The organism is Pseudomonas sp. B21_DOA (assembly GCA_030544685.1).
Taxonomy (GTDB): domain Bacteria; phylum Pseudomonadota; class Gammaproteobacteria; order Pseudomonadales; family Pseudomonadaceae; genus Aquipseudomonas; species Aquipseudomonas fluorescens_AO.
Map to the genome: position 1 here is coordinate 1,185,042 of CP086683.1, position 25,366 is coordinate 1,210,407.

General features: G+C 60.9%; 19 protein-coding genes and 4 pseudogenes. 14 read left to right on the top strand and 9 right to left on the bottom strand.

The features are described 5' to 3' along the window. Position 1 precedes the first annotated feature (1 nt). A complete protein-coding gene (locus tag LJU32_05560; protein WKV89801.1) occupies positions 2 to 679 on the top strand; it encodes a Crp/Fnr family transcriptional regulator in 678 nt (225 codons plus the stop codon). A 159-nt stretch (positions 680 to 838) separates the two neighbouring features. Here LJU32_05560 and uraH read toward each other — a convergent pair whose 3' ends face one another. Together uraH and LJU32_05570 are read right to left on the bottom strand one after the other, a co-directional pair. Next, positions 839 to 1,249 carry a hydroxyisourate hydrolase gene (gene uraH / locus LJU32_05565; protein ID WKV89802.1) on the bottom strand — a complete coding sequence of 137 codons (411 nt, stop codon included), beginning with the start codon at positions 1,247 to 1,249 and terminating at the stop codon, positions 839 to 841. Between the two features lie 11 nt (positions 1,250 to 1,260). Continuing rightward, complete coding sequence (locus LJU32_05570; protein ID WKV89803.1) at positions 1,261 to 1,746, bottom strand: heme-binding protein; 486 nt, start codon at positions 1,744 to 1,746, stop codon at positions 1,261 to 1,263. A gap of 136 nt (positions 1,747 to 1,882) precedes the next feature. On the opposite strand from LJU32_05570, the gene LJU32_05575 reads away from it, so the two are divergent. From LJU32_05575 to LJU32_05590, 4 genes and pseudogenes are all read left to right on the top strand, one after another. Beyond that, positions 1,883 to 2,563 carry a heavy metal response regulator transcription factor gene (locus LJU32_05575; protein WKV89804.1) on the top strand — a complete coding sequence of 227 codons (681 nt, stop codon included), beginning with the start codon at positions 1,883 to 1,885 and terminating at the stop codon, positions 2,561 to 2,563. Then, the gene (locus LJU32_05580) at positions 2,553 to 3,941 is read left to right on the top strand and encodes a heavy metal sensor histidine kinase (GenBank protein ID WKV89805.1); all 1,389 of its coding nucleotides are present in this window, start codon (positions 2,553 to 2,555) and stop codon (positions 3,939 to 3,941) included. Before LJU32_05575 ends, LJU32_05580 begins: the two co-directional genes overlap by 11 nt. 112 nt (positions 3,942 to 4,053) lie before the next feature. Beyond that, a pseudogene (locus tag LJU32_05585) lies at positions 4,054 to 4,301 on the top strand (helix-turn-helix domain-containing protein). Next, the gene (locus tag LJU32_05590; GenBank protein WKV89806.1) at positions 4,294 to 5,517 is read left to right on the top strand and encodes a type II toxin-antitoxin system HipA family toxin; all 1,224 of its coding nucleotides are present in this window, start codon (positions 4,294 to 4,296) and stop codon (positions 5,515 to 5,517) included. The pseudogene LJU32_05585 and the gene LJU32_05590 overlap by 8 nt, the downstream one beginning before the upstream one ends. 3 nt (positions 5,518 to 5,520) lie before the next feature. Here LJU32_05590 and LJU32_05595 read toward each other — a convergent pair whose 3' ends face one another. Continuing rightward, positions 5,521 to 6,525, bottom strand: a complete 1,005-nt coding sequence (locus LJU32_05595) for an AraC family transcriptional regulator (GenBank protein ID WKV89807.1) — start codon at positions 6,523 to 6,525, stop codon at positions 5,521 to 5,523. A gap of 100 nt (positions 6,526 to 6,625) precedes the next feature. Between LJU32_05595 and LJU32_05600 the strand changes: the two genes are divergently transcribed. Then, positions 6,626 to 7,699, top strand: a complete 1,074-nt coding sequence (locus LJU32_05600; GenBank protein ID WKV89808.1) for a fatty acid desaturase — start codon at positions 6,626 to 6,628, stop codon at positions 7,697 to 7,699. Positions 7,700 to 7,804: 105 nt separating this feature from the next. On the opposite strand, the pseudogene LJU32_05605 reads toward LJU32_05600, so the two are convergent. From LJU32_05605 to LJU32_05615, 3 genes and pseudogenes are all read right to left on the bottom strand, one after another. Then, positions 7,805 to 9,414: pseudogene (locus tag LJU32_05605) on the bottom strand (arylsulfatase). Between the two features lie 14 nt (positions 9,415 to 9,428). Continuing rightward, positions 9,429 to 10,244, bottom strand: coding sequence for an ABC transporter ATP-binding protein (locus LJU32_05610; GenBank protein WKV89809.1), 816 nt, complete (start codon positions 10,242 to 10,244; stop codon positions 9,429 to 9,431). Beyond that, positions 10,241 to 11,839: an ABC transporter permease subunit gene (locus LJU32_05615; protein ID WKV89810.1), complete on the bottom strand. Its 1,599-nt coding sequence runs from the start codon at positions 11,837 to 11,839 to the stop codon at positions 10,241 to 10,243. Before LJU32_05615 ends, LJU32_05610 begins: the two co-directional genes overlap by 4 nt. 395 nt (positions 11,840 to 12,234) lie before the next feature. Between LJU32_05615 and LJU32_05620 the strand changes: the two genes are divergently transcribed. Further along, entirely contained in the window at positions 12,235 to 13,248 is a 1,014-nt protein-coding gene (locus LJU32_05620; protein WKV89811.1) for an ABC transporter substrate-binding protein, read from the top strand. A 142-nt stretch (positions 13,249 to 13,390) separates the two neighbouring features. Here the strand turns inward: LJU32_05620 and LJU32_05625 are convergent, their stop codons facing one another. Further along, the gene (locus LJU32_05625; GenBank protein ID WKV89812.1) at positions 13,391 to 14,311 is read right to left on the bottom strand and encodes a LysR family transcriptional regulator; all 921 of its coding nucleotides are present in this window, start codon (positions 14,309 to 14,311) and stop codon (positions 13,391 to 13,393) included. Positions 14,312 to 14,493: 182 nt separating this feature from the next. Between LJU32_05625 and LJU32_05630 the strand changes: the two genes are divergently transcribed. After that, positions 14,494 to 15,414, top strand: a complete 921-nt coding sequence (locus LJU32_05630) for a TauD/TfdA family dioxygenase (GenBank protein ID WKV89813.1) — start codon at positions 14,494 to 14,496, stop codon at positions 15,412 to 15,414. A 151-nt stretch (positions 15,415 to 15,565) separates the two neighbouring features. On the opposite strand, the pseudogene LJU32_05635 reads toward LJU32_05630, so the two are convergent. Both LJU32_05635 and LJU32_05640 read right to left on the bottom strand, forming a co-directional pair. After that, a pseudogene (locus tag LJU32_05635) lies at positions 15,566 to 17,181 on the bottom strand (alkaline phosphatase family protein). 178 nt (positions 17,182 to 17,359) lie between these two features. Beyond that, positions 17,360 to 18,304, bottom strand: a complete 945-nt coding sequence (locus LJU32_05640) for a LysR family transcriptional regulator (protein ID WKV89814.1) — start codon at positions 18,302 to 18,304, stop codon at positions 17,360 to 17,362. Positions 18,305 to 18,468: 164 nt separating this feature from the next. Here LJU32_05640 and LJU32_05645 point away from each other — a divergent pair. The 6 genes and pseudogenes from LJU32_05645 (at position 18,469) to LJU32_05670 (ending at position 25,318) form a co-directional block, all read left to right on the top strand. After that, positions 18,469 to 20,827, top strand: a pseudogene (locus tag LJU32_05645) (TonB-dependent receptor). A 23-nt stretch (positions 20,828 to 20,850) separates the two neighbouring features. Continuing rightward, complete coding sequence (locus tag LJU32_05650; GenBank protein ID WKV89815.1) at positions 20,851 to 22,194, top strand: aryl-sulfate sulfotransferase; 1,344 nt, start codon at positions 20,851 to 20,853, stop codon at positions 22,192 to 22,194. A 272-nt stretch (positions 22,195 to 22,466) separates the two neighbouring features. Beyond that, complete coding sequence (locus LJU32_05655) at positions 22,467 to 23,276, top strand: energy transducer TonB (GenBank protein ID WKV89816.1); 810 nt, start codon at positions 22,467 to 22,469, stop codon at positions 23,274 to 23,276. Between the two features lie 45 nt (positions 23,277 to 23,321). Further along, entirely contained in the window at positions 23,322 to 24,047 is a 726-nt protein-coding gene (locus tag LJU32_05660) for a MotA/TolQ/ExbB proton channel family protein (GenBank protein WKV89817.1), read from the top strand. Position 24,048: 1 nt separating this feature from the next. After that, entirely contained in the window at positions 24,049 to 24,450 is a 402-nt protein-coding gene (locus tag LJU32_05665; GenBank protein WKV89818.1) for a biopolymer transporter ExbD, read from the top strand. Between the two features lie 286 nt (positions 24,451 to 24,736). After that, entirely contained in the window at positions 24,737 to 25,318 is a 582-nt protein-coding gene (locus tag LJU32_05670) for an alpha/beta hydrolase (protein ID WKV89819.1), read from the top strand. Positions 25,319 to 25,366: the final 48 nt, after the last annotated feature.

Genomic DNA, 25,366 nt, shown 5'->3' on the forward strand with positions numbered 1-25,366 from the left:
TATGCAAATTCGTGCACGGTTGCTCAGCGGCCAGTGGTTCAGCCATCTGCCTGCATCTTTTCAGGATAGCCTGCTGGCGTTGGCCCGGGAGCGGCGGCTGACGGCGGGACAACGACTGTTCCAGCGTGGCGATGCGCCGTGCGGTCTGTACGCGGTGCTCGATGGCGCAGTGCGTATCGGCGCGGTGAGCGAGCAAGGCAAGGAGGCGTTGTTGAGTCTGGTTGAGGCGCCGCACTGGTTCGGCGAAATCTGCCTGTTCGATGGCCAGCCGCGTACCCATGATGCTTATGCAGTCGGGCCGTGCACCTTACTGAATATTCCGCAGACGGCATTATTGAAATTGCTTGATGAGCAGCCAGTATATTGGCGGCATCTGGCGCTGCTGATGAGCCACAAGTTGCGCCTGGCCTTCATCAGTCTCGAACAGCTGAGCCTGCTGCCAGCTCCGGCGCGTCTGGCCCATCGCTTGCTGATGATCGCCGAAGGCTACGGCGAACTCGACGCGCCACGCCGGACGCTGCAACTGCCGCAGGAGCAATTGGCGGCGATGCTGTCGCTGTCGCGGCAGACCACCAATCAGATCCTCAAGGATCTGCAGGGGCAGGGGATTATCGGGTTGGCTTACGGCGAAATCGAAATCCTCGATGCCGCAAGACTGCGTGCTCTGGCCACGATCTAAAAACTCACGCCGATCCAATGTCGGAACTGGCACCTGTGGCGAGGGATTTATCCCCGCTGGGGCGCGCAGCGGCCCTGAAAAATGGGACCGCTGCGCAGTCCAACGGGGATAAATCCCCTCGCCACAGAGACCAGTTCCAACAAAGGATCTGTGTTTATCTTACGACCCGCGATAGGTCGAGAAACCGTACGGGCTCAGCAGCAGCGGGATGTGGTAGTGCTGATCAGTCTGCTTGACCTGGAAGATCACCGGAATTTCCGGGAAGAACGTCTCATGCTTGATCTTCTGGTAGTACTCGCCGGTCTTGAACACCACGCGGTATTCGCCTGCTTCAAAAGGCTGTTTGGCCGGGAACAGTTCGGCAATCCGCCCTTGTTCGTTGGTGGTGCCTTGGGCCAGTGGCTGCCAGTTTTCGCCGACGTGTTTTTCCAGGGTGACGTTGATGCCCGGTGACGGCAGGCCGTTTTCCAGGTTGAGCACGTGCACGCTCAGCGGATTGCCGGCGGCCAGCGCCAGGCTGGAAACAGCGCTCAGGCCGAGCACGGCGAGGGTCATGCGCAGGGTGGTCATGGTGGATCTCCTTAGTGGGAACGGGTGATGGTCAGGCCGGCCTTGTCGGCGGCGGCGCGGGCGCAGTTTTCGTCTTGCTCACCGCCGCCGGAACCGGCCACGCCCATGGCGCCGACCAGTTCGCTGCCGGCGAACAGCGGAATGCCGCCGCCGAGCAAGAGCAATTCATCGAGGGTGTTGAGGTTGGCGGTTTCCGGGTTGCTGCGGGCGCGCTCGGCGAACAGCCGCGTCGGCGTCTTGGTCGACAGCGCGGTGTAGGCCTTGCGCTGGCTGGCGGCGGTGTTGTGCGGGCCAACGCCGTCACCACGCAGCGTCACCAGCAGGTTGCCGCCACGGTCGAGTACCGACACCGTGCCGGTGCAGCTGCTCATCGCCTTGTCCGCCAGCCAGCGTGCGGTTTTCAGGTCGAGATCGGCGTGGCGCGGCAGTTCTGGCGTGGCGCTGGCAACGCCGCTGAGGCCGAGGATCAGGCTGGCGACAAGGTATTTGACGGTCATGTGCAGGCTCCGATTGAGAAGGTCTGCACCTTAACCGGCGCACTTCGTCAGAACCCCGTCAGGCGGATTACAAGTTTGTAATGGGCAACGGCGCCGAACACGCCTAGCCTGTGTGCCTGATCAATCGAGGTGTGCCATGCGTTTGCTGGTCGTAGAAGATGAAGCCAAAACCGCCAATTTCCTCGCCAAGGGCCTGGGCGAGTCGGGTTTCGCCGTGGATGTGGCGCTCAATGGCCTCGACGGCCGCTATTTTATCGAGCAGCAGGAATACGACCTGATCATCCTCGACGTGATGCTCCCGGGTCTGAACGGCTGGCAATTGTTGCAACTGATCCGCCAGCGCGGCGCCACACCGGTGCTGTTTCTCACCGCCAAGGACGCCATCGAAGACCGCGTGCGTGGTCTTGAGCTGGGCGCCGACGACTACCTGCTCAAACCCTTCGCCTTCGCCGAGTTGCTCGCGCGCGTGCGCACGCTGCTGCGACGCGGGCCGATGCGCGAAGCCGAGTCGTACACCATCGCCGATCTGGAAATCGACGTGCTGCGCCGCCGGGTCAGTCGCGGCGGCCAGCGCATTGCCCTGACCAACAAAGAGTTCGCCCTGTTGCAGTTGCTCGCCAGCCGCCAGGGCGAAGTGCTCTCGCGCACGCTGATCGCTTCGCAGGTGTGGAACCTGAATTTCGACAGCGACACCAACATGGTCGAAGTCGCCGTGCGTCGCCTGCGCGCCAAGGTCGACGACCCGTACATGCCGAAACTTATCCACACCGTGCGCGGCGTCGGTTATCAACTGGAAGCGCCGGACGATGTGGAGTAAGTCGATCGCCTGGCGATTGGCGCTGGCCTTCGCCATGGTCTGCGCGCTGGTGCTGAGCGCAATCGGCGTGTTTCTCTACCGCTCGCTGGCCTCGGAACTGGCCTTTCGGGACGACATGGCCCTGCTCGGGCGCCTAGAACAAGTGCGCGCCTTGCTCGCCGACAGCGACAGCCTCGACGCCCTGCAGGCACGGCCCCGGTTGTATCAGAACATGCTCGGCAATCTCGACAGTCTGTTGCTGGTGCGCCGGGCCGACGGCTCCAGCGTGATCGCGATCAACCCGCGCCAACGTGAATTGCCGGCGCTCAATGCATTAGCGCGAGAGCAAATGCCGCAGCGCCGTGACGTGCTCAGCTGGCAGGCCAGTGACGGCGCCGAGCTGGCCCTGCTGTCCGGCCAGGCGCAGGGTCCCCACGGTGAAACCCTGACGGTGATCGCCGGCAAAGTGCTCAGCGAGCGCGAGCAGATGCTCGGCAGTTATCGCCTGCGTCTGTATTTGTCCGTCGGCCTCGGCGCGTTGCTCGCGTTTGCGCTGGGCCTGCTGTTGCTGCGTCGGGGACTGCAACCTTTGCGTCAGTTGAGCGAAGCGGTGCGCAGCATCGATCTGCGCAGCCTCGATCGACGCCTGCCCACCGAGGGCACGCCGAGCGAACTGCGCGAGCCGGTGCACGCGCTCAACACCATGCTCGCGCGGCTGGACGGCAGCGTGCAGCGCCTGTCGCAATTCTCCGCCGACCTCGCCCACGAAATCCGCACGCCGCTGCACACCTTGCTCGCCAGCAACGGCCAGGCCCTGAACCACCCGCGCAGCACGGCCGACTATCAGGAAGTGCTGGCCTCGAACATGGAAGAGTTCGAACGGCTCAAGCGCATGGCCGAGAACCTGATGTTCCTCGCCCGCGCTGAGCAGGCCGAACGCGCGCTCAATCTGCAATCACTGAATTTGCGCAACGTCGGCGACGAACTCTGCGATTACTTCGAAGCCCTGGCTGATGATCGCGGCCTTCGACTTGAAAACCGCATGCACGGCGAGTTGCTCGCCGACCAGCAACTGCTGCAACGCGCCCTCGGCAACCTGTTGGCCAACGCCGTACGCCATGCTGACCCCGGCACCCTGATCAGCCTGCAACGCCGCGATGAACCGGATATGTGCTGGCTGCAAGTGCACAACCACGGCCCGGTCATCGCGCCTGAGCATCTGGGCAGACTGTTCGACCGTTTCTACCGCGTCGATCCTTCACGTGCGGAGCCGGGAGATTCGGGTGGGCTGGGGTTGGCGATCGTGCAGTCGATCATGCAGTTGCACGGCGGGCAGGTGCGGGTGAGTAGTGTTGTGGCGGGGACGGTGTTTGAGTTGGGGTTTGTGATGCGGTGCTAAGGCGTTAGCGATGACTGACCATCTACGCTAAGCTTCGCGAATTGCATCATTTAAGATGCATTATTTCGGTTGAAGCATCGTTTGCATCGTAAGCAATGCATCAGAGGCGGTTATGGAAAAGATTGGCGCATTGATCAGAAGCTTGCGCAAGGCTCAAAAAATGTCGCAACAGGCTTTGGCACAGCAATACGGCATGAGCCGCGCAACAATCTCGGGGATTGAAAACAACACAATCTCGGAAATCGGTTTGCGCAAAGTCGAAGCGATTCTTAACGGATTCGGCTACGAATTGGCCGCAATCCCCGCGCCTCTCGACGTCCGACACTCGACACGCTGCGCAAGGTGAACTTCCATGACTGAGGCATTGGACCGCTTGCAGGTCTGCGTCGGCGGCCATGAGGTTGGAAGATTGGGGCGCGGGCACGCAGGTGTCGACAGCGTGTTCAGCTATCGGGACGATGCGATTGATGAAAATGCCGTTTCGCTGACCATGCCGACACGCCTGGAAAGTTATGGTTGTGAACGCGGCATCCATCCGATATTCGAGATGAACCTGCCTGAGGGTGCGTTGCGCGATGAGTTGATGCGGCGGTTCAGCAAAGCCGTGCGCGGCTTCGATGACTTCGCTTTGCTAGGTATCGTCGGCCCGCATCAACTCGGGCGTCTTTCGATCACGAGCGCATCGACAATTGATCGTCCGCCTGAAACCTCGCTCGCTGAGTTATTGGTTCATGATGGTGCGCAAGGTTTGTTCGAAGATCTTTTGCAGACTTACGGGCAGTATTCCGGGGTTTCAGGCGTGCAGCCCAAAGTATTGGTGCGTGACAGTGCCGCTGCAATAGACCGACTGACGCACCGAGGCTCGACTCATCTGGTCAAAGCCTTCCGTGCCGAAGAGTATCCCGAGCTGGCAACCAACGAATTTTTCTGCATGCGCGCTGCGCAACTTTGTGGCCTCGACGTGCCGCATTTCGAACTCAGCGAGCATGGCAAATTTCTCGTCATCGAGCGTTTTGACTTGAGCGACACCGGATACCTCGGTTTCGAAGACTTTTGCGTGCTCAACGGCTGGCCGTCGAAGGCCAAATACGACGGCTCTTACGAAGGAGTCGCACGGCAGATCAAGGCGTTTGTTTCGCCCTCATTACTCAAGCACGCACTGGAAGCTTTCTTCAAGATTGTCGCTTTATCGGCGGCATTGAAAAACGGCGATGCCCACCTGAAAAACTTTGGCGTGCTCTATGAGGATTGTGGCGAGCACTCATTGATCAGGCTGGCTCCGGCGTACGACATCATCACCACGTCGGTGTACATCAAGAGCGATAGCATGGCACTGCTGTTGGGCGGTTCGAAGGCGTGGCCCAAGCATAAAATGCTTACCAGGTTTGGTCGTACGGCCTGCAATCTGAGTGAAGCGCGTTGTAACCAGTTACTGCATATGGTCGCGCACGGTGTGCAGGAAGCGATGGGCGAAATGGCGGAGTACAGCGCAAATCATCCTGCCTTCGCGGAGGTGGGCGCTGCAATGATCGAACAATGGTCTGCGGGTCTGGCGCGCAGCCTGCTCACCAGTTGAAACTCAACGCAACCCATCGCGAAACTGCCCCGGCGTCATTCCCGTCCAGCGCTTGAACGCGCGGCTGAAGCTGCTGGTGTCGGCGAAGCCCAGCAGATAACTCACCTCGCTCAACGAACACTGCGGATCGCGCAGGTGCAACAGCGCGAGATTTTCACGGCTTTCGTTGAGCAGCGTGTCGAAACGGCAACCTTCATCCGCCAGATGCCGTTGCAGGCTGCGCAGGCTCAGGTGCAAGGCCTGGGCGATGCGCTCGGCGCTCGGTTCGCCTTCGGGTAATTGTTCTTCAATGGCATCGCGCACCTTGCGCTCCCAGGTCAGCGGTTTGAGCTGGGCGAGGGTGCGTTTGAGTACGGCTTCGTTGTGTTCGGCCAGTTCCGGGTTGGCGTCGTCGAGGTGGCTGTCGAAGTCGCTGAGTGCGAACTCCAGGCGGTCTTCGGCGGCGGCAAAACATACCGGCGCGCGGAAGACTTTGTGCCATGGCTGGGCATCGCTCGGTTCGGGGCGGCGCAAGTACACCGCCAGCGGTGCGTAGTCGCGGCCGAGGCGATTGCGGCAGGTGCGCACGTAGATCGCCGCGAAGGCGTCGATGGCTTCGACGGCCGGCGCCGGGTTGCCGGGCGGAATTTTCAGGCGGAATTGATAGCGGTCTTCGCTGCGGCTCAGCTCCAGTTCCAACGCATCGCTGACCACCGGGTGATAGCGCACGATGCGCTCGAACACCTCGCGCAAGCTGCCGCTCGCCACCAGTGCATAACCGAGCGCGTGGAACGTGGTCGGGCTGACGAAGCGCGACACGCGCAAGCCCAGCGCCGGGTCGCCGCTGGCTTCAACGGCGAGCGCCCACAGGCGCGTGGTACCGGACAGCGGATAGCGTGCGTTGGGGTCGTCCATCAGCGCTGGGTCGAGCCCGGCCTGTTGGCACAAGGCAAGGCTGTCCAGCCCCAGCGCATCGAGTTGTTTGCGCAAGGCGCGGGTCCAGCTGGCGAGGGAGGTCGGTTCCTTCATGCGGATTGGCGCGTCCGGTCAACAGGTTGGCGTTCTTGGCTAGCGCGGATCGAACCCCGGCAAGGCACGATGCATTCATCTTAGACCCGAGGATGGAAGCATGGACGGTACTTCTGCAAGCCCTGAACGACTGAATGCGGCGCAGCGTTCGGCATATATTCGCCAAGTGGTGTTGGCCAAAGGTGCGCAATTGCGTGAGCGCTACCCGATTCTTCAGCATCAGGATGCCCTCGGTGCGGGGATTCTGGCGTTCGCGCTGGCCGGGATGATCGCTTCGGCGGCGCTGTACATCACTGGCCATATGGCTTGGTGGGTGTGCCTGCTGCTCAATGCTTTTTTCGCCTCGCTGACCCATGAGCTGGAACATGACTTGATCCACAGCATGTACTTCCGCAAACAACGCGTGCCGCACAACCTGATGATGGGCCTGGTCTGGCTGGCGCGGCCGAGCACGATCAATCCGTGGATCCGTCGTCATCTGCACCTCAACCATCACAAGGTGTCCGGCACTGAAGCCGACATGGAAGAGCGCGCAATCACCAACGGCGAGCCGTGGGGGTTTGCCCGTCTGCTGATGGTTGGCGATAACGTCATGTCGGCGTTTATCCGCCTGCTCCGCGCCAAGACCTGGGCACACAAGTGGAGCATCGGCAAACGCGTGCTCAAGGTCTACGCACCGCTGGCGCTGCTGCATTGGGGCGCATGGTATGTGTTTCTCGGCTTTCACGCGGCCAATGGCATCGCGCATTTGCTCGGCTCGCCCATCGAGTGGTCGGCCACCACGCTTTCGGTGATGCAGGTGATCGATATCGCCGCCGTGGTGATCATCGGCCCGAATGTGTTGCGCACTTTTTGCCTGCACTTCATCAGCTCGAACATGCATTACTACGGCGACGTCGAACCGGGCAATGTGCTGCAGCAATGCCAGGTGCTGAACCCGTGGTGGCTGTGGCCGTTGCAAGCGTTCTGCTTCAACTTCGGCAGCAGTCACGGGATTCATCACTTCGTGGTCAAGGAGCCGTTTTACATTCGTCAGATGACCGTGCCGGTGGCGCACAAGGTGATGCGCGAGATGGGCGTGCGCTTTAATGATTTCGGCACGTTTGGCCGGGCGAACCGGTTTGTGCGTCCGGCTGGAATGGTGCATGAAGAGGTGAGTTCAGCCCGGGCTTGATGGGTTGTGCTCAAAGGCCCCTTCGCGAGCAGGCTCGCTCCCACAGTTGGAATCCGGTTTCCTGTGGGAGCGAGCCTGCTCGCGAATACGATCTGTCAGACCCTATCAATCCGGCTGAAACGGCGAAGCACTGAGGATCACTCCGGTCTCTTCCACATACCGCTGCCAATGCCCGATCAAGTCAGTGAGTTTCTGCGGCTGACTCAACGCCAGATCATGAATCTCCCCGGATCGCTCGCCAGATCATAAAGCTGCCAGGTCGCCGGCCCCACCGGCCCGGGGATCCACACGGCTTTCCACGACCCCTGACGAATCGCCCGACGTCCGAACAATTCCCAACCGGTGACCGTATGCTCGTCATGCACCTGCGCGGTCTCGCCGGACAAGAAGCCCAGCCATGATTTACCGCGCAGTGGCGCCACGGCTTTGCCTTTCCACTGTTTGCCCGGATGCCGCACGCCAGCCAGATCGAGAATGGTCGGGGTGATGTCCATCACTGTGCCGAAACCATGGCTGATCTGCCCTTTGAGCGGCAATTGCGGATAGTGCAGCAGGGCCGGCACGCGAATCCCGCCCTCGGTGGTGAATGCCTTGAACAAGCGCGACGGCGCGGTCGCCACTTGCGCCCAATTCGGCCCGTACCAGACGTAGGAATTGGCCCGGCCGATGTTGTCGAGACTGTTGTCGTAATGCTGGTTGAGGTAGGTCATCAGCTCCGGGCCGAACTTGGGGAACGCTTCCAGCAGCGCGCCTTCGGCACCGTTGTCGGACATGAACAGGATGAACGTGTTGTCGAGCTGGCCCTGCTGGCGCAGGTAATCGACGACCCGGCCGATGTTCCAGTCCATGCGCTCGACCATCGCCGCGTAGACCTCCATGGCGCGTGCGGAAATTTGCTTTTGTTCATCGCTCAACGCGTCCCATTGTGTGCTGAGTTGTATTAGTGGATGCGGCTCGACGTCTGATTCGATCAGGCCCAGCGCCTTGAGCTTTTCCAGGCGTTCGAGGCGCAGCACCTCGGGCCCGGCGTCATAGCGGCCACGGTACTTCGCGACGATCCCGGCCGGTGCCTGCAGCGGCCAGTGCGGCGCGGAGAAGGGCAGGTAAGCGAAGAACGGCCGGGTCTGATCGCGTTCCTTGAGGTACTGCAGCAGCTTGTCGCCGAAAGCATCGGAGGAATAGAAATCCTTCGGCAACTCGTCGAGAAACCGATCGTCCTCGATGTACAGCGCCGGGGTGGATTTCAGCAGGCCCGGTGTTTGCTCATCGTAGGTCGGCTCGAAACCATAGTGGTTGGCAGCGCCCGGCAACAGTGAAAACGAACGCTCGAAACCACGCGCATGGGGCGCCAGTTCGGCCTTCAGACCCAAGTGCCATTTGCCGCTCATCAAGGTTTGGTAACCGGCCTCGCGCAGCAGCTCGGGCAGAGCGACGACGCGGTCGTTGAGGTAGCCCTCGTATCCGGGTTTGCCGATCAGTTCCGGGGTCAATGCTTCAGCCATGGTGCCGATGCCGGCGATGTGGTGATCGGTGCCGGTCAGCAGCATCGAACGCGTCGGCGAGCAGGTCGGTGCGGTGTGGAAATCGGTCAGGCGCAGGCCGTTGTTGGCCAGCGCATCGAGGTTCGGCGTGGCGATTTCGCCGCCGAACGCACCGATGTCGGAAAAGCCTAGGTCGTCGGCCAGTATCACCAGAAAGTTGGGACGTTGCGGCATCGCGAAACTCCTGTTCAGCAGGCAATGAACGTCAGCGGCAGATCGCGGATCTGCACCGCTGCGCTCGGTTGGTAATGGTCATCACTGGTCAACTCGTGCAGCAGTTCTTCACGCAATTGATGGAAGTCATAACTGCTGCGCTGGCGCGGGTGCGGCAGGGCGATGTCGACCACTTGCTTGATCCGCCCCGGACGCGGCTCCATCACCACCACGCGGTCAGCGAGAAAAATCGCTTCCTCGACATCATGGGTGACCAGAATCGTGGTGATCTTTGCCCGTTCTCGGATTGCCAACAGCTCGTCCTGCATTTGCTGGCGGGTCAGTGCGTCGAGGGCACCGAAAGGTTCGTCGAGTAGCAGGATGCGTGGGCTGGCGACGAGGCCGCGCGCGATCGCCACGCGCTGCGCCATGCCGCCGGAGAGTTGATGCGGATAGGCCGCGGTGAAATCGCTGAGGCCGACCAGCTCGATGAAATCCTTGATGCGTTGTTGTTTCTGCGCTCCGCTCAGCGGTTCATTGACCAGACCCAGGCCGATGTTGTCGGCGACCGTCAGCCACGGAAACAGACGATGTTCCTGAAAGACGATACCGCGCTCGCCGCCGATGCCGCTGACGGCCTTGCCATCGACACTGATCTGTCCGCGAAACTCGGTGTCGAGGCCGACCAGCAAACGCAGCAAAGTGGATTTGCCGCAGCCGCTGGAGCCGACGATGGCGACGAATTCGCCCTCGGCAATGTCCAGGTTGAATTCGCGAATCGCCTCCAGTTCGAAACCGTTGACGGCGAAGGATTTGCCTACGTGGTTGAAGCTGACAATTGGTGCGTTCATGCGTGTCTCCAGCGGGTCGCGCGAATTTCCAGGCGTTGGCCGATCAGGTTGAGCAGGGCGCCGGTGAGGCCGACCAGCAGCATGCCGGCCATGATCAGATCCATGCGCAACAGCTGCTGCGCGCCGATCATCTGACTGCCGATGCCGCCATTGGACGGCATGAAATATTCAGCGCCGATGGTGCCGAGCCAGGCGTAGATCAGGCTCAATCGCAGCCCGGCGAAAATCCCCGGCGCAGCGCCCGGCAGCACCAGTCGACGCAGGCGCTGGCCGAGGCGCAGGCGCAGCACTTGCGCGGCTTCGCTGAGTTGCGGCGACAGGTTGGCGACGCTGCGCTGCGTGGCGATGAACAGCGGAAAGAAAGCAGCGAGGGCGACAAAGACCCATTTGGCCAGTTCACCGAGGCCGAACCACGCGGTGAGTAGCGGCACCCAAGCGAAAATCGCAATCTGCCGCAGTGCGGCGAGTGTCGGGCCGAGCAACCGCTCACTGAGACGCGACAGGCCGAGCAGCAGGCCCAAGGCGAAGCCGAGGCCGCCACCGATCAGCAAGCCGCCGAGGGTGCGGCTCAGGCTCAGCGCCATGCCGTGGACCAGCGTGCCGTCGAGCAGTCCATCCCATGCCGTGCTCAGTACAGCCGCCGGGCTGACCAGAATATTCGCGTCGACCCATTGCTGATCATTGGCCGTTTGCCAAAGCGCCAACAAGCCCAGCGGCAACAGCCACGGTTGCAGGCGTTGCCAGCCCTGATAGCGCGGGCCGCGTGTGATGTGCGCGGTGGCCGGGTGCGGCCAGTGCACCAGTCTGCGGTCGAGCAGGCCGATGCCGCGATCCATCGCCACGCCGATCAGACCGATGACCACGATGCACACGAACACGATGTCGAGCATGAACAACTGCCGCGCCCAGACCATCAGATAGCCGATGCCTTCGCTGGAGGCCAGCAGCTCGACCGCCAGCAACGAGGTCCAGCCGGCAGCGAGTGCCAGGCGCACGCCGGCCATGAACGCCGGCAGCGCAGCGGGAAGCACCAGGCGACGAATCAACAGACGCGGCGGCAGGCGCAACACGGCGGCGGCTTCGCGCAGTTTCGGTTGTGCATCGCGCACACCAACCAGTGTGTGCAAGGTCACCGGCACCACAATGGCCTTGATCAGCACCATCAGTTTCAGCAGTTCGCCGATGCCGAAAAACACCATGAACAGCGGAATCCACGCCAGCGTCGGCACCTGCGCCAATCCGGCGAATGTCGGAAAAACCAGGCGCTCCAGACGTCGACTGAAGCCCAGTGCGGCGCCAAGCACCGCGCCGGTCGAAACGCCTGCCAACAAGCCCCAGAACAACCGTTGCAGGCTGATCCACAAATGACTCCACAACTCGCCTTGGGCCAGTTCCACAGCGCTGCTCCACACCAGCGATGGCGCCGGCAGGATCTGCTCGCTCATCCACTGATTGCGCGCGGCCAGCCACCACAGGACGAACAGGCTGACGGGCAACAGCCAGGGCAACAGGCGTTGATTCAGGCTCGGCCAGGTGCGACGGCTTTTCAGCGGCGGCGCGGCCAGCGGCAGGCTGAGCAGAGATTGACGGGCCATGGGTGACCTCCGTTGTCGGGTTGCATGGCGAACCGCTTTTCATGTGGCAGCGAGCCTGCTCGCGAATGGCTGTTTCAGGCAGCACTGATGGCGGCTGGCATTGCCTCTTCGCGAGCAGGCTCGCTCCCATACTGGGTTTCGTCATATATGAAACTGATCTAACAAACTTGCGTTAGATGCTATCGGGAGATAAGCGAATCCATTTAAGGCTTGCCTGCTTGCGCGCATCCAATGCATTCGAAGAATATTTTCGATGCTGTTAATGCATATCGCGCTGCAAGCCGCACACGCCCTCACTTAGGTCATATGGATATAAAAATGTGCATTTATAGTATTTAAGTGAAGGTATGCATCCAGCCTACTTTCGGCTCCTCAGCGATCAAGGAGCCGCACCCATGAACCTTCCCTTCAAACGAATCATCAGCCTGCTGGCCGCCCCGGCGCTTGCAGGCTTTCTTGCGCTTGGCGCCCAAGCCGAAGAACTCAAGGAAATCCGCATCGCCGTGCCCGACCTCAGCGCCGGCACTCAACACAGCGGCGGCGGCATCGTCGATGTGCTGCGCGATCAGCAGATCTTCGAAAAGGCCTTCGCCGAGCAGGGCATCAAGATCCAGTGGAGTTTCTTCAAGGGCGCCGGGCCGGTGATCAATGAGGCGTTTGCCAATGGCCAGGTTGATCTGGCCTATCTCGGCGATCTCGCCGCGATCATCGGCAAATCCAATGGTCTGGACACGCGCCTGCTCAGCGCCACGGCGCGTGGGGTCAAGCAATACCTCGGCGTGGTGCCCGGCTCGGGAATCAAGACCCTGCAGGATCTCAAGGGCAAACGCGTGGCGATCTTTCGCGGAACGGCAACGCAACTGTCGTTCGATGCGGCGCTGGCCAGTCAGGGCCTGAGCGAGAAGGATCTGAAGGTCATCAATCTGGATTTCAACGCGGCGGTCTCGGCGCTCGCGGCCAAGCAGATCGATGCCTCGTGGGGCAGCTCCGCGCTGAGTGCCTTGCAAGCCAAAGGCCTGGCGGAATTGCCGCTCAACACCAAGGACCTTGGCGGCGCTGGCAGCGTGCAGGCGGTGTTGCTGGGTAATGGCAAGTTTGTCGACGCCCATCCTGAGGTCATTGCGAAACTGCTCAAGGCGCAGCAGCAAGCGGTCGAGTGGCTGACGCAGGACAGCAACAAGGATGCGTATGTGCAGCTGGTATCAGGGCTGGCCAGTTATCCGCCGGTGATTCTGGCTCAGGATCTGAAGGATCAGAATCTCAGCGAGATTTTCCCGTCGACACTGGATCCGGTGTTCTTGAGCGGCCTGCAGGACAAGGTCGACCTGGCGGCGCAGCAGAAGCTGATCCGCAAGCCGTTCAAGGTCAGCGATTGGGTGGCGCCAGAGCTTTCTGCAGCCAGGCTTTAGATCTCCAGCGTCTTTCCAGATCGTTCCCACGCTCCGCGTGGGAATGCAGCCGAGGACGCTCCGCGTCCTTGTGACGCAGAGCGTCACGGGTTTCATTCCCACGCAGAGCGTGGGAACGATCGGCGTGTGCCACGAAGGTTTTTCAGACGGCGACGCTGACGTCCTGCCGATCCACCGCGACCAACGTCTCGATCATTGCCCTCGCCGCCGGCGACAACCGGAATCCGGTGCGGCTGACGATGCCGCAGCGGGCGTTCATGCTTTCGAGGTTCTGCGGCAGGTTGCGCCAGTGCAACAGCACCAGCGAACCCTTGGCGACATCCTCGACAAACGCTTCCTCCGTGCCGACGCCGATCGCGTTGGATTGCAGCACCACTTTGACCAGCGCCGGAAAGTGCTCGGTCTCGATGGTCGGCGAAAAATCGATGCGCCCGCTGAGGTTCGCCAGCAGCTTGCGAATGCCCGGCGGGATCAGTGTGGCGGCCAGCGGGTAGTCGAACATGTCGTTGGTCGACAGGCTTTCCTTGGCCAGCAACGGATGCCCTGGCCGGCAGAAAAATACCCCGCGCTTGGGCGTCAGCGGTTGCGTCTGGAAATTCGGATCGGACTCGAAATGGCGGATGTCGGCGATGAAGAATTCGATCTCTTCGCGGCTCAGCGCGCGGCTGAGTTTTTCCCAGTTATCCACCTGGAAACAGGTGCGCACTTTCGGGTGCGCATTGATGAATTGCGCCACCGCGTCCGGCACCAGTTTCACCGCCGGCGCCGGCCCGCAGCCGAAGTGCACTTCGCCGGCGTCGAGCTTGGCCATTTGCGTCACTTCAGCGCTGAGCAACGCTGCGCCCTGCACCAGGCTCAAGGCATGTTGCAGCACCACTTGGCCCTCGGGCGTCGGGCGCAGATCCTTGTTGCCGCGATCAACCAACACGCAACCGAACTCCTGCTCCAGCCCCTGAATACTGCGGCTGAACGCCGGTTGAGTGATGCCCATGGCGTCGGCCGCACGGACAAAACTTCGGTGTTCGTTGAGGGCGATGAAGTAGCGCAACTGGCGAAGATCCATATGCTTTTCCGGCATCCTAAAAATAGCTCGAAGGCATTTGCGACGAGGGTTGCTTGAGGTTTTAAATGCAAGCTCTTATTCCGTCAACGAAGCATGTGAATATCTATTAGATATAAATGGAATATAGATAGAGCGTTGTTTCGCTGCCGCCAAAACCGCAAACCGTCGATGAGGGTCTTCCCATGAGTAATGCTGCACTCGCCGTAAAACCCGTTTCTCACGCGCTGGAAATTCACCCGGTAGCCGGTCGTATCGGTGCCGAAATCCGCGGCGTGCATCTGTCCGGTGAGCTGGACGCCGCCACTGTCGAAGCCATCCAGCAAGCCTTGGTCGAATACAAAGTGCTGTTCTTCCGCGAGCAGACGCAACTCGACGATCAGCGTCAGGAAGCCTTCGCCCATCTGCTTGGCGAACCGGTGGCACACCCGACCGTGCCATCGCGCGAAGGCACCCGTTACCTGCTCGAGCTGGACGGCGCCGAAGGTCAGCGCGCCAACTCCTGGCACACCGACGTGACTTTCGTCGACGCTTACCCGAAAGCCTCGATCCTGCGCTCGGTGGTCGCCCCGGCCTTCGGCGGCGATACGCTGTGGGCCAACACCGCAACGGCATACAGCGGCTTGCCGAGCGAGCTGCGTGAGCTGGCCGACAAACTGACCGCTGTGCACAGCAACGAGTACGACTACGCCGGTGCGAAGCCGGACGTCTCGGCAGAGAAGCTGGAGCGCTATCGCAAAGTCTTCACCTCGACTGTCTACGAAACCGAGCACCCGGTGGTGCGCGTGCACCCGATCAGCGGCGAGAAGAGCTTGCTGCTGGGGCATTTCGTCAAACGCATCAAAGGTTATTCACAGGCAGATTCGGCACACCTGTTTGGTTTGCTGCAGAGCCATGTGATCCGCCAGGAAAACACCGTGCGCTGGCGCTGGCAGGCTGGAGATGTGGCGATCTGGGACAACCGCTCGACGCAGCATTACGCGATTGATGATTACGGCACCCAGGATCGGGTGGTGCGCCGGGTGACGCTCAAAGGCGAAGTGCCGGTGGGGGTGAGTGGGCAGCGGAGTCAGACCATCAAAGGTTCTGATATCGTCGGCGTCTGACCGGGCCTCTTCGCGAGCAGGCTCGCTCCCACATTGATCGTTCCCACGCTCTGCGTGGGAATGCCTCAACGGACGCTCTGCGTCCGGTTTTGGGACGCGGAGCGTCCCGGCTGCATTCCCACGCGGAGCTTGGGAACGAATTTGATCACAGCTACCACACTCCGATCTGAACGACCTTCTCGGTCTTCGGCTCTCCATAACGAAACCGCTGCCCGCGCGAATCGATCTCCTCATGGCTGATCGTGGTCCGCCGCTTCAGTCCGCGTACCCATTCAAACAGATACCCCGCATGCTCCTCGCGCACCGCTGCGTACGTCGGGTCGTCACCCAGGTCATTCAGCTCCTGCGGATCATTCAACACATCAAACAGCTGCGGTCGAAAGTCGTCGTACGCCAGGTATTTCCAGCGCTCGCTACGCACCATGGTCATGCGGCAACGGTCGATCGGCTGGCCCAGTCGTTCACGCGCCGGGGCCTGGAAGGCGTAGTCGTATTCGCTGATTGCATAGCGGCGCCAATCGGGAGTTTCCCGTGCAGCAACGGGATCAATGAGCGTCCTTCCAGTCGATGTTCCGCACTCGGTAATCCAAGCGCTTGAAGAAACGTCGGCAATGCATCAATGGTTTCCGCCAGCCGCTCATCGACAGTGCCGCGAGTGACATCCGCCGCCGCTCGAGGATCGCGCACGATCAACGGCACGCCTACCGCCTGCTCGAGCAAAAATTCCTTCTCGCCCAGCCAATGATCGCCAAGGAAGTCGCCGTGATCACTGGTGAACACAATCAGCGTGTCATCCCAACGCCCATTGGCCTGCAGAAAATCGAACAGCCGCCCCAACTCATCATCCACTTGCCTGATCAGGCCCATGTAGGTGGGGATTACATTCAATCGTACTGAATCGCGGGAGAAATTGAGGCTTTCCTCATGCTGGCGAAAGGCAGTGTATACGGGGTGTTTGCTGGCTGCGGAGGGCATCGCGCGGACCGGTTTCAGGATCGATTTCGTACTGTACAAGGCGTGGTATGGCGCCGGTACGATGTAGGGCCAGTGGGGTTTGATGTACGAGAGGTGTAAACACCAGGATTTCTCGCCTTGCTCGGTGATGAAGTCGATGGCGCGATTTGTAGTGTAGACAGTCTCTGAGTGTTGCTCGGGAATTCGTGCTGGCAAATTTGCATGACGCATTTTCCAGCCGCTGAGGATTTCACCGTTCTGGCCTTCGGCGGCATTCGCCCAGTCGTGCCAGGGATTGCGGCCGTCGAAACCGTGCTCGCGCAGGTAATGGGTGTAGGGAGCGGATTCGCGTTTGTCGTCGAACAGCGGGTCGTCGGGGTAAATGCCGTCGTGGCGTAGGTACGGTTCGAAGCCGACCTCATTGAGCAACTCGGCTTGCGTGCTTTCAGGGTTGATCGCCAGACGCTGCAAGGCGTCGACATTGGCCGTGGCGTGAGTCTTGCCGACCAGCGCGGTACGGATGCCGTGCGGTCGCAGGTAATCACCAATGGTCAGCTCTTCCAGCGGCAACGGCACGGCGTTCCACGCCACTTGATGGCTGCTGACGTAGCGCCCGGTATAAGCCGACATCCGCGACGGGCCGCAGATCGTGCCCTGGGTGTAGGCACGGCTGAAACGTACGCCTTCAGCAGCGAGGCGATCGATGTTTGGCGTATGCAGATGCGGGTGGCCGTAGCAGGACAGGTAATCGCGGCGAAGTTGATCGCACATGATGTACAGCACGTTGCGCACGGGTTTTGGCGAGGTGGGCATGGGGTTCACCGGTCAGTGGGACAGGTGAGGGTTTTCGCTGTCGGTGAGGGTGTTCGGCAAGTGCATTTGGGGAATGAAGATCATGCAGGGATTGCATCAGCCTCTTCGCGAGCAGGCTCGCTCCCACATTTGAAATGCGTATTCCTGTGGGAGCGAGCCTGCTCGCGAAGGGGCCAGGTCAGACCGCAAAATTCTCCAGTGAACACACCTCTTCATCCAGCGCATCAATCGCCTTGATCTGCTCGATCATCGCTTCGGCCAGTGGCGACAACCGATACCCGGCGCGGCTGACAATGCCATAGCGGGTGTACAGCTCCTCCAGATCATCGGCCAGGCCTTCGATCTTCAAACAGACCAGCTCACCCTTGGCCAGATGCAGCGCATCGGAATACGCGCCGACAATTCCGATCGCCTCCGAGCGCAACACCACACTCAACAGACTCGAGCCGTTTTCGCATTCCACATTCGGGGTGAAATCCGGACGACCGCTGAGGTCGACGATGACCTTGCGCAAGTTCGGCGGACGGATGCTGACCGCCAGTGGATAACTCAGCAACTGCTCAGCGGTGATGCGTGCGAACGCCGTCAACGGATGCCCGGCGCGGCAGCAGAAATGCCATTTGCGCGCTCGCAGGCGGTGGGTCTGGTAATCCGGATCCGCCTCGAATTGCCTGGTATCGGCGACGAAGAATTCGAACTCTTCGCTGAGCAGGCGTTTGCTCAGGCTCTGCCAGTCATCGACCTGAAACTGCACCCGCGCTTTCGGGTAGCGACCAATGAAGGCGCCGATCGCGCGCGGGATCAATCCGGCGGCTGGCGCCGGCCCGCAACCAAAGCGTAATTCCCCGGCTTCGAGGCCATTGAACTGGCTGATCTCATTAGCCATCTGCTGCGCACCGCTGACCAGGCGCCGCGCATGTTCGAGCAGCACCTGGCCCTGTTTGGTCGGCGGCAATTCCTTGCGTCCACGATCGACCAACTGGCAGCCGACGCTGTGTTCCAGTGCTTGGATGCTGCGGCTGAACGCCGACTGCGACAGGTTCACCGCCTGCGCGCCGGCGACGAAGCTGCGTTGCTCAACCAGAGCGATGAAGTGACGCAATTGGCGCAAGTCGATATGCATTTTTCACATAAAAATATCCGGGAAATGCATTGGATATGCATTAGGTCGACTCCTTATAAAGGCAATCTCTTATGCAGTAAATATTTGTAAATCCATAAATAAATAACTGAAAAGAATATGCAGCAGTGAATATGTCTGTGTGTTTTTTGACCAGGAGCCGCGCCATGAGTCCGTTGAACCTCGCGTTACCCCCATCTCCCCGACGGCTCAAACGCCTGCCTTTGGCGCTGTTGCTGGCAGGCAGCGCCAGCTGGACTCACGGCTATGCCGCCGAAGCCGAAACCCTCCGCCTGTCCCCGCAGGCACAGCGGCGGCCAATGGTTCGCAGCTGGAAACCGTGACCGTCACCACCCGCCGCCGCGAAGAAAGTTCGCAAGACGTGCCGACGCCAATGAGCGTGGTCAGCGGGCAGAATCTGGAGACGCAACGGGTGTACCGGATTCAGGATTTGCAGCAATTGGTGCCCAGCGTCAATGTCGCCTACATGCATGCGCGCCAGTCCAGCGTGTCGATCCGTGGCCTGGGCAACAACCCGGCCAGTGATGGTCTGGAAGGCAGCGTTGGCCTGTACATCGATAACGTTTATCTGGGTCGTCCAGGAATGGCGGTGTTCGATCTGATGGACATCGAACAGCTTGAAGTTCTGCGTGGACCGCAGGGTACGTTGTTCGGCAAGAACACCACCGCCGGGGTGATCAACATCAGCACCCGCGCCCCCAGTTTCACACCGGAACGCAGTATCGAAACCTCGGTTGGCGAGGACGGTTACTTCCAGACCAAGGGCACGATTTCCGGGCCGCTCAATGATCAGTTGGCCGGGCGCTTTTCTGCTTACCGCACGCGCAGTGACGGCGACATCAAGAACGAATACGACGGCCACGACCTTAACGGCGGCTCACGCGAAGGCTTTCGCGCCCAGCTGTTGTTCAAGCCCAATGAAGATTTCAATCTGCGCTGGATCGGCGATTACAACGAAGAAGATTCCAGCGCCGGCACCCGCGTGCTGTACAACACCGGGCCAACGATCAACGGCGTCAACCTGTATGAATCGCGGGCCAGCGCGGCCGGAGCGACGCTGGTCAACGGCCGGCACCGCAAGGTCAATCTCGACAACGACCAGCACGTCACCGTGCATCAGGGCGGCACGTCGGTGGAAGCCAACTGGACGTTGCCGAGCGACTTCACCCTGACGTCGGTCAGCTCTTATCGCTTCTGGAATTTCACCCCGCGCAACGACGACGGCCTCAACGTGCCGGCCAGTTACAACGCTGGCGTGTCAGTGGAAGACAAACAGTATTCGCAGGAATTTCGTCTGGCCTCGCCCAAGGGTGATTTCTTCGATTACGTCGTCGGCGCCTACTATTTCGGCTCGGATCTGGACAACAAATCCTTCGCCTATTACGGCCCGCAGGCCGACATCTGGAACGGCACGCCGGCCGGTAGCCTGGCTAACGTCACCAGCGTCGGCAAGGGGCATATCAAGACCGACAGTTTCGCCCTGTTTGCCCAAGGCACCTGGCACCTGAGCGAGCGCCTCGATTTCACTGCCGGGGTGCGTGGCACCTACGAAGAGAAAACGCCTCGGTCAGCCGCAACGCGCCGCTCGGCGGTGTAGCGGTTGCGGGCGCGGCAGCCAATGCGCGCCGCGGCCGTGCCGGCGTCTACGATTCCGGAGACTTGAATCAGTACAGCTCCAGCCCCTCGGGATTGCTCAACCTGAGCTATCGCATCACCGACGATGTGCTTGGTTACGCCACGCTGTCCCATGGCGAGAAATCCGGCGGGGTCAACCTTGCGGTCGGCTCCGCACCTACCGCTGGCGCCGACTCGTTATTGATCGGCACCGAGCGCGCCAACAACGCCGAACTCGGTTTCAAAAGCACCCTTTGGGATCGCCGCCTGCAACTCAACGCCAACGTGTTCTGGACCCAGGTCAACGCCTACCAGACCAACGCCTATGACGCCGCCAACCGCGTGCAATACCTGACCAACGCCGGTTCGGTGCGCTCGCGCGGCATCGAGTTCGAAAGCACCGTGGTGCCGTTGCGTGGCCTTACCCTGAACTTCAACGGTTCGTACAACGACGTCAGCTACCTCTCTTACAAAGATGCACCGTGCCCGCCGGAAGTCAGCCAGGCTCCGGGTGCACCGGCCTCGTGCGACCTCAGCGGCCATCAAGTCGTCGGCGCGTCGAAATGGATCGGCAACGCCAACGGCGAATACAAATGGAATCTGGCTAACGGCTTCGAACCCTACGTCACCGGCAGCTATGCGTTCCGCTCAAAAGCGGTAGGCACGGTGGAGGATTCCGATTATGGGCAGATCCCCAGTTACGCGGTGGTCAACCTCTCCACTGGCCTGCGCGGCGATTTCAATCAGGGCCAGTGGGATGTCTCGCTGTGGCTGAAGAACGCCTTCGACAAGACCTACTACACGACCTTGTGGACCGGCGGCAACGGCGGCTATGAAGGCCTGCTCGGCACGCCACGGACCCTCGGCGTTACCGGTCGCTACGACTTCTGATTGAGCTTTCGAGGAGCTGCACCATGTTGCCCATCAAAAGCGCTTTACCTCTGCTGTTATCCGGCGCAGTCCTGAGCAGCAGCGCCTTCGCCGCGCCCAGCGTGTACCCGACCGGCGTCACCCGTTATGACCCGGACAGGGCGTTCAACCAGTACGTGATCTTCAGCGGCGCCGACAAGCGGACGCACCTGATCGACATGAACGGCAACGAAGTGAAAGCCTGGGCGCAGGCCGGTTTCCCTTCAGCCATCATCGACCCGCAATTGGTCGGCGGTAAACGCGGCCACGTACTGCTGCAATTGAGTGACAAGGATCCCGGCAAGCTCGGCTCGGCAGGCAATGGCCTGGGCAATCAGAGCGTCGGCGAACTCGACTGGGACGGCAAAGTCGTCTGGCAGTGGGGCGACAAAGCGCCCGATGGCGCGGCGCAGCAGCATCACGATCAGCGTCGCTTGAGCAATGGCAACACCGTGGTGCTGGCGAACAAGGTGCACAAGGTCAACGGCTTCAAGGCGCCCGAAGTCATCGACGATGTGATCTACGAAGTCAGCCCCGACGGCGCAGTGAAATGGCAGTGGCTGGCCTCGGAACATCTGGGCGAATTCGGCTTCAGCGCCGAGCAGTTGAAACTGGTGCGCGCCAGTGACAACCCGGATTACCTGCACATCAACAATCTCAGTCTGGTTGGGCCGAACAAGTGGTTCGACGCCGGTGACAAGCGCTTCAGCCCGGACAATCTGTTGATCGATTCACGCAACGCCAACTTCATCGCCATCATCGATAAAACCAGCGGCAAAGTGGTCTGGCGGCTGGGGCCGAACCTGCCGCTGATCAATCCGAAAACCGCGCAGAAACTGCCGCGCCCGGTCGATCAGTTCGTCGGTCAGCACGACGCACACATCATCCCCGCCGGACTGCCTGGCGCCGGCAATCTGCTGGTGTTCGATAACCAGGGTTCGGCGGGCTATCCGAACGTCACCCTTGGCTTGATATCCGGTTCACGGGTGCTGGAAATCGACCCGCAGAAAAACCAGATCGTCTGGCAGTACAGCGCGGCCAATTCGAAGCAGCCAGGCTGGGCGTTCTACAGCTCGTTCATCAGCAGCGCGCGGCGTTTGCCCAACGGCAACACCTTGATCGACGAAGGCATGAACGGGCGGTTTTTCCAGGTAACCGCCAGCGGTGAAAACGTTTGGGAATACGTCAGTCCGTATCTGGGCAAAGCGCCGGGTGGGGACGCGATCAGCAATTGGGTGTACCGAGCGCTGCCGGTGAGCTACGACTGGGTGCCGGCCGGTACGCCGCGCTCGGAAACTGCAGTGATCGCGCCTGCCGTAGGCGTTCAGCAAACCAATGCCAGTCGTTAACCGAGCGCGGATGAATGCCGTGAACGAATACTTTTCATGCCGTAAAAGCATGCGATTTTTCGTCGATCGCTGCAACCCTTGTGGCGCGCGGCCTCGGTAAAAACCGGCAATTTGTATATTCCTTGAAGGTCTATACATAACGTTAAAGATTACTTTCGGTGATAAGCGTGCAAGCCTAATGATTACCCCATCGAATACGCCGTGGGGCCTTCAAGAAGGGCGGGTTGATCGCTTTGGCTTGTAGAACGAAAGAGACCGCAGGGAGTTGAACAATGGGCAATGTCCAGACCGCCGCCAGCGCAGGGGAATTGCTGTGGCGGCATACGCCGAGTGGCGAACTGGTCGATCTTGGCCGGCCGCACCGGGTGCCGTTGGGGCAGTTGCGTTTGCAGCGAGCGCCCAAGGGTATTTTGAGTCGGCGCGAAACCCTTCTGCTCGGTGTGCTCGCGCTGTTGGTGCATGGCGCGGTGATTTACTGGGTCAGCCAGAAACCGACGCCGGTGCTGCCGGTAGTGCCGCCAGAAATTCCGCCGATGACCATCGAGTTTTCGCGTCCGGCTCCGCCAGCGCCGCCGGTTGTTGCGCCGCCACCACCGGCACCGGTGGTCGAACCGCCAGCGCCGGTGGAAGAGGAATTGGCGGTAAAACCGCCGCCGCCCAAGCCGATCGCCAAACCCAAACCAGTGGTGAAACCGCCGCCCAAACCGGCGCCGAAGGCAGTAGAGCAACCGCCTGCGCCAGCGAAACCGGCAGCCCCGGTCGCCGCGCCAGCGCCTCCTGCGCCACCAGCACCGGCGCCCGTTACGCCGGCTTCAGCCAACGCTGCGTATCTGAAAAACCCGGCTCCGGAATATCCGTCGCTGGCTCAGCGTCGCGGTTGGGAAGGCACGGTGTTGTTGCGCGTGCATGTGTTGGCCAGCGGCAAACCGGGCGAGATTCAGATTGCCAAAAGCAGTGGCCGCCAGCAGCTCGACGACGCCGCGCTCAACGCTGTGAAGCGCTGGAGCTTCGTCCCGGCCAAGCAGGGTGATGTCGCCCAGGACGGCTGGGTCAGCGTGCCTATCGATTTCAAGATTCATTAAACCGAAACCAAATTCGCGCGAAATGTTTACACGAGGGAACACATCATGACGTTACTGGCATCTCCACTGGAATCCATCGAAAGCGCGGTGATCTGGCTGCTGGTGGTTTTTTCCGTCGCCACCTGGGGCCTGGCGTTGCTCAAGGCTGTGCAGTTCGGTCGTTTGAAGGCGCAGGATCGGCGCTTTCATAAACGCTTCTGGGCGGCGTCGAGCCTGGATGCCGCCGCCGAGTTGAGCGAAACCCAGCCCGGCGCCGCAGCGCGGGTGGCGCAGGCCGGTTACGCGGCGATCCAGGTGGGCGAGGCGCCGCAGGCAAATGACCTGAGCCAGGCGATCAACCATCAGGATCGCCTCGAGCGTGCCTTGCGCCAGCAGATCGTGCGCGAGCGCCGTTCGCTGGAAACCGGTCTGGCGGTGGTCGCGAGTATTGGCAGCACCTCGCCGTTCATTGGTTTGTTCGGCACGGTGTGGGGAATCATGGAGGCCTTGAAAGGCATCAGCGCCGCCGGTTCGGCGAGCCTGGAAACGGTGGCCGGGCCGATCGGTGCGGCACTGGTCGCGACTGGCGTGGGGATCGCCGTCGCGGTGCCGGCGGTGCTGGTTTACAACTACTTTCTGCGTCGTCTGAAATTGACCGCGGCGGATCTCGATGACTTCGCCCACGACTTCTACAGCCTGGCGCAGAAGAGCGCGTTCCGCGTGCTGATCCACCCGACCGCACACAAGGTGGCAACGTCGGGCAACGCGGCAAAAGTGAAGGAGGCGTCCTGATATGGCCTTCTCCACGCAAGACACGGATGAGGTGCTCAGCGAGATCAACGTGACGCCGCTGGTGGATGTGATGCTGGTGCTGCTGGTGGTGTTTATCGTCACCGCGCCGCTGCTGACCAACGCGATCCCGATCAACCTGCCGAAGACCGAAGCGGTGGCACCGGTCGAGCAGAAGGATCCGCTGGTGGTGAGCATCGACGGCGCCGGCAAGCTGTTTATCAACAAGGACGAGATTCAGCCCGACTTACTCGAATTCAACCTCAAGTCGGCCAAAGCCAAGGACCCGGAGGTGCGCGTGCAATTGCAGGCCGATGATGGGGTGAATTACGGCGAAGTGGCGCGAGCCATGGCGTCGATCGAACGGGCAGGGATTACCAAATTGTCGGTGATCACCGCGCGCTGACAGGTTTTTGCTTTTCCGGGGCCGTCTCCTTGGCAGGGTGCGGCCCTTTTTTATTCGTTTTTTGCCCACGACACTCTCCAATGTGGGAGCGAGCCTGCTCGCGAAGGCGGCATTCTCCACAACATCAGCGTCGACTGATGCACCGCATTCGCGAGCAGGCTCGCTCCCACAGGATTCGCGCCTCATATGCATTATGGGTATTAATAAATAGCTTCTTATTCCTTAACGAATATAACTCCTCTCCCTATACTCGACCCGGAACAGACACGACGCAGGAGAGCTCCCCATGCGCAATGAATCAATCCGTTACCTGATTGTGCCGGGCTGGCAGGGATCGCCAGAAGATCATTGGCAAAGCCATTGGCAGAACAGCCTGCCGAACAGCGCGCGGGTCGAGCAGGCCGATTGGCTGACGCCGCGCCGTGAGGACTGGGTCGCCGCGCTCGCCGAAGCGATTGCCGCCGACAGCACACCGGTGATCCTCATCGCTCACAGCCTGGGCTGCATCACCGTTGCTCACTGGGCGGCAACTGCGCCGCTGCAATACCTGCGTCAGGTGCGCGGGGCGTTGCTGGTCGCGCCGGCCGACGTCGAGCGTCCTGCCTGCGCGCCGGCACTGCGCAACTTCGCACCGATTCCGACGGATCTGTTGCCATTCCCCAGTCAAGTGGTCAGTTCCGACAACGACGCCGCCGTCAGCGCGCCGCGCGCATTGGAACTGGCGCGCAACTGGGGCGCGGAGGCGGGGATTCTTGCCGGGGCCGGGCACATCAACGTCAAGTCCGGGCATCAGCGCTGGGAGCAGGGGTTTGCCTACCTCTATCGCCTGCAAAACCGCTTGGAACACCACGCCCGCCGTCGCGCCTGACCTTTTTATTCAACGCCCCCGTCGGCTGGCGGTTTTGGGCGGGAGCCT